Source organism: Candidatus Krumholzibacteriia bacterium (assembly GCA_035268685.1).
Classification (GTDB): domain Bacteria; phylum Krumholzibacteriota; class Krumholzibacteriia; order JAJRXK01; family JAJRXK01; genus JAJRXK01.
In genome coordinates, this window is the sequence record DATFKK010000097.1 from 1 (window position 1) to 10,521 (window position 10,521).

Sequence of the window (10,521 nt, forward strand, 5' to 3'; positions counted from 1 at the left end):
AGAAGGACAGGCCCGTGGGGGTGACGGCGATCGACGGCGGGTCGGCCGTCGACGCGTCGTTGAGCTGCACGTCGAGCGTCACCGGTTGGCCGGCCGCCACGTTCACCGCGGTGAAGGCGCACGGATCGTCGAGCGCGCCGAGGTTGGTCTCGCCGTTGTTCCACCACTCCTCCGGTCCCGGCAGGGGCTGGACCGGCGGCGTGCTGAAACCACCCTGGATGATCTCGTCGACGTACAGGACGTAGTCGGCACCCGGGGTCAGCCCGGTCAGCCGGAAGCGGCCGTCGGGTCCGAGTGCCCCTTGCGTGAAGTCGCCCGACATGGCCGACTGGGCGTCGTCGTAGGCATCGGCCACGTTGCGCACGATCACGTTCACGCCGGTCAACGGCGTCGTGCCGTCGGTGTCGAAGACCGTGCCCTCGATGGTGGCGAAGTTGCCCGGATAGCCGGCCGCTGGATAGATGTCCGACAGCGTGGCCTGGTCGTCGAGGTGGCTGACCGTGGCCTGCGCCACGCCCGTCGAGCCCGGGCTGGGATCGATGAACGGGAACATGGTCTCGGTCTGGGCGAGACCGAGCGTGCCGCCGGTGTACGGAAGACCGCAGCCGCCGGGACCCCGGTCGTCGCCGAAGAAGATGATGCCGCCGTTGGTCTGCGTGTGGGCCAGGTTGATGGCATGGCCCATCTCGTGCGTGAACACGCCGGCGAAGGAGTCGGCGTTCGGCAGGTCGCCGGCGTTCACGGCGGCGCCGTTCATCACCATCCAGCCCTCGGTGAGCGTCGACCCACTGGCGAATTCGGGCGAAGCGATGCCCAGCACGCCCGGAGGCGCGCCGAAGAAGCTCTGGATGAGCGTGCCATCGGTGTCGTACAGCACGTGGATGCCGCCCCCGTTGAACACGCCGACCACCTGGTTGGCGTTGGCGGCCGTGATGTCGGGCAGACCGATACTGTTGAAGTCCCCGACCACCGACGCACTGAACGACGAGGTCGGCACCGCGCTCCACGTGGCGGCGGCGTCGGCGGTGATCGCGTCGGCCTGGGCATTCGTGACCGATCCGAAGGGACCGAGGTCGGTGTACATGGAGACCGACGGACCCCAGGCGTAGGGCGTCTGGGTCGCGGGATCGAAGAGGATCAACGGGCCGCCGGCGTTCGCGGCCGGCGCGAGCGCGGTCAGAACGACCAGCGTGGCGAGGAGGCGGCTAGTGCTGCGCATGGCTCAACCTCCCCTCTTCCACCCAGCGTTCCTTCACGACGGTGCGGACCAGATCGATGAAGGCCTCGGCCTCCATGGTCGACGGATCCTGCACGGCCTTCGCCTGCCGCGCGCTGAGCATCGACGGGTCGAGGTCGACGTGGTGGAACACGTTGCGGTTGGCCACACCGTTCGAGATCCGGCCGTCGCGGATCGAGAACTTGCCCTGCAGCAGACCGACGGTCGTCTTCAGACCCGTCGCGCGCGAGCCCTCGTGCACGAAGAGCATGACCTCTTCGTCCACGCGGAACTCCGGCCAGCCCGGCGGCGTGACGCCGAGGTAGCGGCTGCCGTCGGGAAGGGTCCGCGCTTCGAGCAGACCGAACTGACGGAAGGTCAGCGTGGATCCGCTCGAACCGTGGATCGACTCGTCGATCCGCACGGTGATCTCGGTGTACGGAACGCCCTGGGCGTCGAAGCCGTCGCTCAGGTCGATCACGTCGCCGACGACGATGTGCTCGGAGAGCGACACGAGGTCGACCAGGTTCTGAGGGAGCATGGTGGTCGCGTGGGCGTCCGGCACGGGTGCGGCAACGAGAGCCAGCACCAGGGCCAGGGCGAGAGCGACCTCCTTCTGGATGCGCATGGAGCCTCCGGTCGGATGGGGTTGGACCCCTCATTGTCACAGATTCGACACCCGAAGATCAAGGGATCACACCCCTGAAGCACTTTCACCCGCTGCACTCCACGCCGCGAATCCCTAGCATTCAGTGGGAATTCCCCTCTTCCCGAGGAGATGTCCCATGAACGTCCTGCTCGTGTCGCCCGAGACGCCCGACACCTTCTGGAGCTTCGCCCACGCCCTGCCCTTCGTGTCGAAGCGTGCCACGCACCCGCCGCTGGGTCTGCTCACCGTGGCCGCCATGCTCCCCGACGAGTGGGAGCTGCGCCTGGTCGACCTCGACGTCGAGCCCCTGCGCGACGAACACATCGATGCGGCCGACGTCGTGTTCCTGGGCGGCATGATCGTCCACCGCGAGTCGGCCCACGAGATCGCCCACCGCTGCCACGTACGCGGGCGCACGGTGATCGCCGGTGGTCCGTTGTTCACGACCGGCCACGAGGGCTTCCCCGAGATCGACCACTTCTGTCTGGGCGAGGCCGAGGACGTGATCGAACGGCTGGTCGCCGACCTCGAGGCCGGCACGCTACAGCGGTTCTACGAGCCCGACGGTTTCCCCTGCCTCGACCACACACCGGTCCCGCGCTGGGACCTGCTCGACCTCGACCGCTACGCCACGATGTCGGTGCAGTTCTCCCGCGGGTGTCCGCACGACTGCGAGTTCTGCGACGTGGTCGTCATGAACGGCCACGTGCCGCGCACCAAGACACCCGAGCACATGATCGCCGAGCTCGAGGCGCTGCACCGCGCCGGCTGGCGCCGCGACGTCTTCGTGGTCGACGACAACTTCATCGGCAACCGCCGCAAGACCCGGCAGTTCCTGCGCGCGCTGATCGACTGGCGCGAGCGGACCGGCATCCGCATGGACTTCCTGACCGAGGCCACCGTCGATCTCGCCCAGAGCACCGAGCTGCTCGCGCTGATGGTCCGCGCCGGCTTCAAGAAGGTGTTCCTGGGCATCGAGACCCCCGATCAGGACGCCCTGCGCGAGTGCCACAAGCTGCAGAACGTGCGCACCGATCTCGAGGAGTCCGTGCGAATCCTGCAGAACGCCGGGCTCGAAGTCATGGGTGGGTTCATCGTGGGCTTCGACCACGACCAGCCCGACGTCTTCCAGCGGCAGTTCGCGTTCATCCAGCGCACGGGCGTGGTCACGGCCATGGTCGGCCTGCTCAACGCGCTGCCGCGCACCAAGCTCTACCAGCGCCTGAAGCGCGAAGGCCGCCTGCTGAGCGACAGTGCCGGCAACAACACCGACGCCTTCTGCAACTTCGTCCCGAAGCTCGACCGCGACACGCTCGAGAGCGGGTACCGGCAGTTGATGAAACGACTGTACGAACCCCAGGTGTTCTACGAGCGCGCCAAGGCCTTCCTGCGCAACTACCGGCCGCACGGCCCACGGCGTGGCCTGCGTCGCGAGGACGTGGCCGCGTTGTTCCGTTCGATGTGGGTGCTCGGTCTGCGGGATCGCGGTCGTCGGGCGTACTGGGGCTTCCTGGCCTACGCACTGGTGCGCCATCGCAGGGCCTTCGCCGTGGCCGTGACGCTGGCGATCCACGGGTACCACTTTCGGCGCGTGGCGCGGGGACTCTGATCGTTCAGGGGTTGATGCCGATACACCATGGCACCGAGGACGGATCGTTTCCTGATTGGAGGCGATCCATCCCCGCACCGTGAGGAGGTCGGCCCACCATGTCCGACGAACCCCAGGTCGGTTGCGCGCGTCCCACTGGCGGCCCCGTCGGAGGCCCGCCCCCCGAGGACGTCGACGACACCCAACCCGTGCACAAGGAGCCCAGCCCGATGATCCACGTCGGCAAGCCCGCGCCCGACTTCGAGGCGCCCTCGTACCAGCAGGGCCGATTCGGCTCGGAGAAGCTCAGCGACTACCTCGGCAACTGGGTGGTGGTGTGCTTCTATCCCGGCGACTTCACCTTCGTGTGAGCGACCGAGATCTCGGCGGTCGCCGAGCAGTACAGTGAATTCCAGAAACTGGGCGTGGACATCCTCTCCGTGAGCGTCGACAGCGTGTTCGTCCACAAGATGTGGGACGACCACGAACTGAAGAAGATGGTCGACGGTGGCGTTCCCTTCCCCATGCTGAGCGACGGCGGTGGCAAGGTCGGCAAGGTCTTCGGCGTGTACGACGAGGACGCCGGTGTCGAGAACCGCGGCCGCTTCCTCATCGATCCCGACGGGGTCGTGCAGGGCTACGAGGTGCTCACCCCGCCGGTGGGCCGGAACGTGAGCGAGACCCTGCGGCAGATCCAGGCCTTCCAGCTCGTCCGCGAGTCCAAGGGCGCCGAGGCAACCCCTTCGGGCTGGCAGCCGGGCAAGCCCACGTTGAAGCCGGGTCCCGACCTGGTCGGCAACGTGTGGAAGGAATGGAAGACGGAGATGGCGCACTCGTAGCGCGTCCTGCACGTATGTGTGTGTCGATCGGGCCCGTTCCGCGGTTGCGGGGCGGGCTTCTTCTTCGGGGTTCAGGGTCTTCGGGTCTTCGGGTCTTCGGGTCCGGGGCTGCGGAGCGATGTTGGTGGTGGGAAGAGCTCACGAAACGCAAACGCTGGGGCGTTGACATCCGTGCCGTGCAACGTGCTGGCGTTGCCTGCGATCCGTGGAAACGCCTCGGCGTTTCCGTTTCCACAGCCCCCTCTACGAAGAACCCGAACCCGCCTCCCACTTTCCTCGCTGAAAACAGCTTCACTCGTGCGCTACACTCGGCATCGGTGATGCATCGGCATCACCCACCCCTTCGATCGCCGAGGTCCCCATGCGTCTGTCTCTCGCGTTTCTGGTTCTGTTCGCCTCCGCGGCGTCCATGGTCGCCACGCCCGTCCACGCCGCCGACCTCACCGACTGGCCGCTGCGCCCCGCCGACGGCACCCGCGCGAGCGAGACCGCCGACGGCTTCACGTTGCAGCCGGCCGAGCCGGGCCTGCCCTACGGGCTGACGCTCGAGGCTTCGCCCGCGGCCGGCGGCGGCTCCGACACGAAGGTCGGCCCGATCCGATGGATGGCTCCGGAGTCCATCCACGACAGGATGAGCGCGACCGCAGGCTTCGGATTCGAAGACGGAACCACCGAACTCCTGCGCTTGAACGGAACCGCCCAAGGCAGCGGCATGCGGTTCACTCTCGAGATCCTCGGCGACCGGCTGCGCCAGCACGCGGTGACCGTGCGCGCCTTCGAGAACGGCAATCCCGTGCACGAGGAGGCGGCGGCCGAGGCCACGAGCCCCTTGTTCGAGGGTTCCACGGCGCCGAACGGGACGGGCGGACTCGGCACGCCGCTGAGCAGCACCTTCGAGCAGATCTCCGACGAGATCGAGCAGACGAAGCCCCAGACCGCCGACCGTCCGGGCGGTGGCGCGATCGCCCTGCTCTTCGAACCGGGAACCACGTTGACCTTCGGCGACGTCGTCGTCACCGCCGACGAGGTGCGCGTGGGGATCTGGGGAACCACCGGCACGCTCTTCGACGTCGAGACCCTGGCCGTGGAGTTCACGCCGCAGCCCGGCCTGCAACCGCAGTTGCAGGTGATCGACGCCGCCATGGGCCTGAACGGCCACGAAGTGCGCGTGGGCAACGGCGGCCGCGGCGAGATCGTGCGCGCCGCCGACGGCCGGGCGTCGCTCGCGTTGCGGCCTTCGCCCGAGGGCAGCGCGCGCGTGTCGGCCGCGCTGCGCCCCGGCCAGCACGGCGTGACGATGTCGCTCACCGGCGCCGACGGGACCCCGCTTGCCGTGCCTCCGGTTCTGACCCACCAGGGGCGGATCAACGATTCGTCGGACACGCCGCTCCGCGGCCGCCGCGCCGAGATCGTCTACGGCGTCCGCGCCACGCCGAACGGCGACCGCACGAGCTACGAACCGATTCTCGTCGACCCGTCCGCGCTGTACGTCGTCGCGTGGCAGACCAGCACGGGTGCGACCGGCCGGACCGATCCGAGCACGGAGTTCCCCACGACGTCGACCGTCGGCGCCTTTCCGAAGGACTGGACCCTGCCGCCCCTGCGCAACGGCAACGAGGTCGCGGTGGAGATGCGCTTCGGTTCGCCGGTGGATCTGGACGTCGGGTCGGACACGGTCGCCGGCGTGACGCGCATGCAGATCGAGATGCTCATGACCCTGACGGCCGATCCGTTGATCACCGACGTCGAGACCGACCTCGGAGGCCTGCCCGACGGCACGATCGCGCACGTGCGGTACACCGGCAACGTCTTCGGCCCGGGCACGAGCGTGGGCGCGCCGACGTCGCGCGCGACCGGCAGCGCCGTCGTCCAGCGCGCGGCCGACGGTTCGGCGCTCGTGAGCAGCATGGCGCCGACCGGCGGCGATCCCGTCGACGGCGTGGAGTTCGCGTTCGAGCCCGTCGACGCGGCCGCGATGGACTTCTCGACCGCGCAGGATCCGCTGTTGGCGTTCCGCTGCGGCGGTGTGCGCGCGAGCGATCCCACGCGGGGCTACGCGCCGATCGAGGCGATCCTCGAGCCCGTCGGCAACGGCGAGGTCGCCGTGCGCTTCGACGCTCGTGCGATCACCGACCTCGAGCAGATCGACTACGAGGTCCTCGACGCCGACGGCACGGTGATCGAACGCGGCGGGATCGTGCACCGTGACATCGCCACGCGTGTGGTCGGCACGCCGGGGATCGGGTCCGTCGAGACGGATGCGGGTGACGTGATCCTCTCGGTGCAGTTCGGGCGCGTGTCCTCGACTCGGTCGCTCGAGGTCGACGTCGAGGTGCGCGCGATCGTGCCGCAGTCCGACTTCCGCGTGCAGTCGCTGCAGCTGGCCGCCGACGGCGGCGCGTTCTTCGCCACGGCGAACGCGCTGCGCACCACGACCGATGCGCCGCCGCTGAGCAGCGGTGCGCTGTCGCTGCACCGGCCCTTCCCGAATCCCTTCAACCCGCGGACGTCGGTGCGCTTCGAGGTGCAGCGGCCGAGCGACGTGTCGCTGCGGATCTACGACATGCGGGGGCGCATCGTCGACGTGCTCGTCGACGAGCGGCTGGACGCGGGGACGTACACGCGGGTGTGGAACGGCACGGATCTGCGCGGGCGGGCCGTGGCCTCGGGGGCGTACTTCGTGCGGCTGGCGGACGGGTCGGAGGGGCCGTTGGTGCGGAGGGTGGTGTTGGTGCGGTGAGGGGACATCCGGCCCACCTCCGCGTTGGCCACCTGACCGATCATGTGGACTCCGGTGCTCCTCATCTTGAGGTCGTCCGGGTGATGGTGTCCTGGACCAGAGCCTGACACATCTGGGTGCCGCGGGTCCGGTACGTGTGGGGCCGTTGATCGCTCTGGTCGTACCGCAACTCTACGAGGAGGAGGCCACCCGAGGACAGAGATCGTACGGGTTCAGATTATCTGGCGCCTCAGTTTCCGAGGGGTGCGGCGGCTCACTTCTTCGGCGTTGCGGACAATACCGAATCCCGTCGCAGCCAACAGCATCGTGCCCATCACGCACAGGTTTCGCATTGCGTCCGACGTTACGGGAAGATACCTCCATGCGGTTCGGAGCCGAGGCCCTGCCCGGGGCTAGATCGACATCTCACTGCCTCGAACGGGGATCGCAACAGATGGTCCGCCGGCACGCGCGCGGGTTCCTCTGACGGTCGCTCTGACGACTCCCCGATAGCTGACCGTATAGTCTGGCGATCGGGTGCCGTCCCATTCCGGGACGGCGTGGTGAAGGTCCTTGAAGATCCTATAGGGCCGTTCCGAGATCTCCATTCGATGCCTTCCTGCCTTCCGCCACGGTCCGAATACAGGGAATAGCGTTTCGAAAATCGCTCTATCCGCACCAGGGGGAATAGCTTGACCATAGGGACGGATTCCAACTCGGACCTCGAGTTCCTCGATCTCGAAGTCGAGATCGAATGGTATCGGGCTGGTCGGTACGAGCGTCCAGCGCAGACCGACCTCTCTCTCACCTGCCTTGCTCGAGGGGATCCTCTCCACATGCAGCTTTGCGTCGAACAGAAGGAGCACACCAACTTGCGCAGCCGCCAGGAGGGATACGCCATCTCGAATCTCATCGCGTCGGGGCAGTGTCGACGCCCAATCCCGGGCGGCCTCCATGCGGTTCCACCACCGGGACCGCTTCCGGATGATGTCGATGCACATCAAAGCGATGGCCACGATCACATTGAATCGGGTCAGAGAACCGAACATCCGTCCCGTGATTCCCTTGGCTGCCCCCGTGGCCGTCGATGACATGCTGCTCGCGATCTGCCGAGCGAGCAATCCGACGTCCACCAGTGTCAGACCCGCATCCTCGACAGTCTCGATCTCCTGAGCCTGCAGGATGATGGCGACCGCATCCACACCGAGGCCAATCCGGGTCCATCGTAGCGTGCTCGCCGCCGTCCCGGGCATCTGTCCTGCAATCTCGAGAATGGCTCCGACTGCGTCGACCGCCGCCTCGCGACGCGAATCCAGGTCATCATCCTCGGCGTACGACCATGCCGCCACGAACAGATCGCGATAGACTGTAAGCTCCTCGAAGCTCCCCCCTTCGCCCGCGACGGAATCGGCGAGACCGGAGCTGAGTCGCCACCATGCCGTGTCACGTGTCGACGCCTCGATGTTTCGAAGCCACTCGTCGATACCGTCGGGCCCGTCACTCCCGACACGGCTCATCGTGGCGACGGCCACCAGGAATCGATCCAAGAGGTCGGCGTCGCACTCACGAGGCAGAGGTTTCATCCAGTCACCGCCCACCACGCGGCTGGACCAACTCGGCTCCGAGTCGTCACGTCCGCGAGCCGGATGGCACCAACGACGCTCGATGGCTCGATTTCGCGATGCGTAGTGAGCTATCGGAGCCGCCTCGATGACAGCTTCCAGCGCCAGTCTCTGTTCGTCCACGGCCGAAGCCGCTTCGGCCATGGCGATGAGCTGGAATTCGTCCAGGAACCAGGAGGCATCGAGCGTCGACCTGCATGCCGAGTCGATGTTCGCCACCGTGGCCTTCAATTCCTTTCCCTCGGCGATCTTCTGGCGGTAGAAGCCCCAGTAGGGGCTGTCATCACCTTGTTCACCGGGGATCACGTCATCCACGAGCCACCAGAGCCTGTCCAAGACACCGGCACGGCTCTCGAGTCCTTTGCCGACATGCCCCCGGACGGAAAGACCGAACTCCGCCTCGGCTCGCTCGACCACCGACCAGAACAGTTCTGTCTCACCATCAGGCCGCTTGTCCATCGCCATCGATACTTTGTGACTTCGGAACTCGCCGAGTTCATGAGCCAATCGCATTCGGTTCACGATCGGCAGCTCGTGTACGTCCAAGGACAGTCCGGATACCTTCCAACCCAAGCGACTCAGCGCTCCACTCGCGAGGAACTCGAGTTGCGACGGCTCCAACTTCCGCTCGCGATAGTAGGCCCATAGTTCGCCCGAGTGCTCGGAGTCACTCGTGATGTGGGGGATTTCGACGTCCAGCGCCGTGCCGCACTCGTGGATCACCCCGACTCCCGTCCCGAGATCATAGACCTCCGTCCAGTCGAATTTCTGGCTTTCCTTGCGGGGATCCCACAGGAAGAAGTAGAGGAATCCCCCTTCGAGGTCGTTCTCCTCGTCCCAGGGTCGATCGGGCTCCTCGACCACGAACACGTCCCCATACGACCTGTAGCGGCGCAACGCCGGCGCCCCGAGCGGATGACGCGACGTCACCTTACGCATGAAGATATCCATGCTGTTCGCACCGTACCGAATCTGGCCGAGCCGCCGAGCCAGGCGATGAGCATCGAGAGGGCGCAACCTCAGGCAGGGCTCTTCGAGTTCCCAACGACGACCCGAGCAGATACCGATTCCCGGAACCCCTTCGGGCACGACGGACTCCTTTCACAGTGGCGGGACTCTCAGGAGCCCGGGGCGATCCAGCGGATTCTGTAGGTACCGGGCGGCACATCGTCGATCCGGCAGAGACCTTCGTCGTCGAGTTCGCCCTCCTCGACCCGTCCGTCGGGCAAGACGATCTCGAATCTCTGGCCAGCAGCCGGACGACCGTTGGCGAAGCGTCTCGAGATCTCCACATGGCTCTGGAAGCGAAGCAGACCGGACTCCTGCTCTTCGCCGAAGCAGGATCCGAGGACTCGCAGGCGGAAGAAGTACTCGGGGTGGGCGTAGTCGTCGCCCCCGACCTCACCGTCGCGGCCCTGGTTCACCTCGTCCTCATCACGGACGTATCGAAAAGGCCAGTCGATGCGCAGCGAGGATCCCTCTACCGTTCCATGCAATTCGACCACCAGGTCGTGTCGACCGTCGCTGTCGAACTCGAGGATCTCCGCTACGACCGGCGTCCCGTCCGGAACGCCAGACGCATCGGCCAGCAGCGACACCATCTTGCCCTGCCGCGCCGACTCGCGATTCCAGCGCAGATTCTCCAGGGTCCACTCCGGTGATGGCTCCTCGGGAGCCCCCCACATCTCCCCGGCGGACAGGGTCTGCATGCGGCTTCCACCGGGATGCATCACGGAGCATTGACCGGGTGGTGATCCATTGGTCACCGACGACAGCGCATCGGTCATGAGAACCTGCCCGGCCGCATCGATGCCCCGGGCTCGTCCCGCCTGAACGCTCACGATCGCGGTGCAGGGTGTGACTCCCGACCCCACCTGTGGGCACCCCA

Annotated in this window: 7 protein-coding genes; 3 read left to right on the forward strand and 4 right to left on the reverse strand. The window is 66.8% G+C overall.

Translation table 11 applies throughout. From position 1 onward, the window contains the following. On the reverse strand, window positions 1–1,219 hold a 1,219-nt coding region (locus tag VKA86_09510; GenBank protein ID HKK71441.1), incomplete at its 3' end, for a hypothetical protein. Further along, window positions 1,206–1,844: a hypothetical protein gene (locus VKA86_09515; protein ID HKK71442.1), complete on the reverse strand. Its 639-nt coding sequence runs from the start codon at window positions 1,842–1,844 to the stop codon at window positions 1,206–1,208. The genes VKA86_09515 and VKA86_09510, both read right to left, overlap by 14 nt. Before the next feature lie 157 nt (window positions 1,845–2,001). On the opposite strand from VKA86_09515, the gene VKA86_09520 reads away from it, so the two are divergent. The 3 genes from VKA86_09520 to VKA86_09530 all read left to right on the forward strand — a co-directional run bounded on the left by VKA86_09520 (window position 2,002) and on the right by VKA86_09530 (window position 7,032). Beyond that, complete coding sequence (locus VKA86_09520) at window positions 2,002–3,474, forward strand: DUF4070 domain-containing protein (protein HKK71443.1); 1,473 nt, start codon at window positions 2,002–2,004, stop codon at window positions 3,472–3,474. A gap of 98 nt (window positions 3,475–3,572) precedes the next feature. Then, window positions 3,573–4,292, forward strand: coding sequence for a thioredoxin-dependent peroxiredoxin (prxU, locus tag VKA86_09525; protein ID HKK71444.1), 720 nt, complete (start codon window positions 3,573–3,575; stop codon window positions 4,290–4,292). 361 nt (window positions 4,293–4,653) lie between these two features. Beyond that, entirely contained in the window at window positions 4,654–7,032 is a 2,379-nt protein-coding gene (locus VKA86_09530) for a T9SS type A sorting domain-containing protein (protein ID HKK71445.1), read from the forward strand. A 392-nt stretch (window positions 7,033–7,424) separates the two neighbouring features. Here VKA86_09530 and VKA86_09535 read toward each other — a convergent pair whose 3' ends face one another. Further along, the gene (locus VKA86_09535) at window positions 7,425–9,584 is read right to left on the reverse strand and encodes a hypothetical protein (protein ID HKK71446.1); all 2,160 of its coding nucleotides are present in this window, start codon (window positions 9,582–9,584) and stop codon (window positions 7,425–7,427) included. Between the two features lie 167 nt (window positions 9,585–9,751). Continuing rightward, the gene (locus VKA86_09540; GenBank protein ID HKK71447.1) at window positions 9,752–10,342 is read right to left on the reverse strand and encodes a hypothetical protein; all 591 of its coding nucleotides are present in this window, start codon (window positions 10,340–10,342) and stop codon (window positions 9,752–9,754) included. Between the last annotated feature and the right edge of the window lie 179 nt (window positions 10,343–10,521).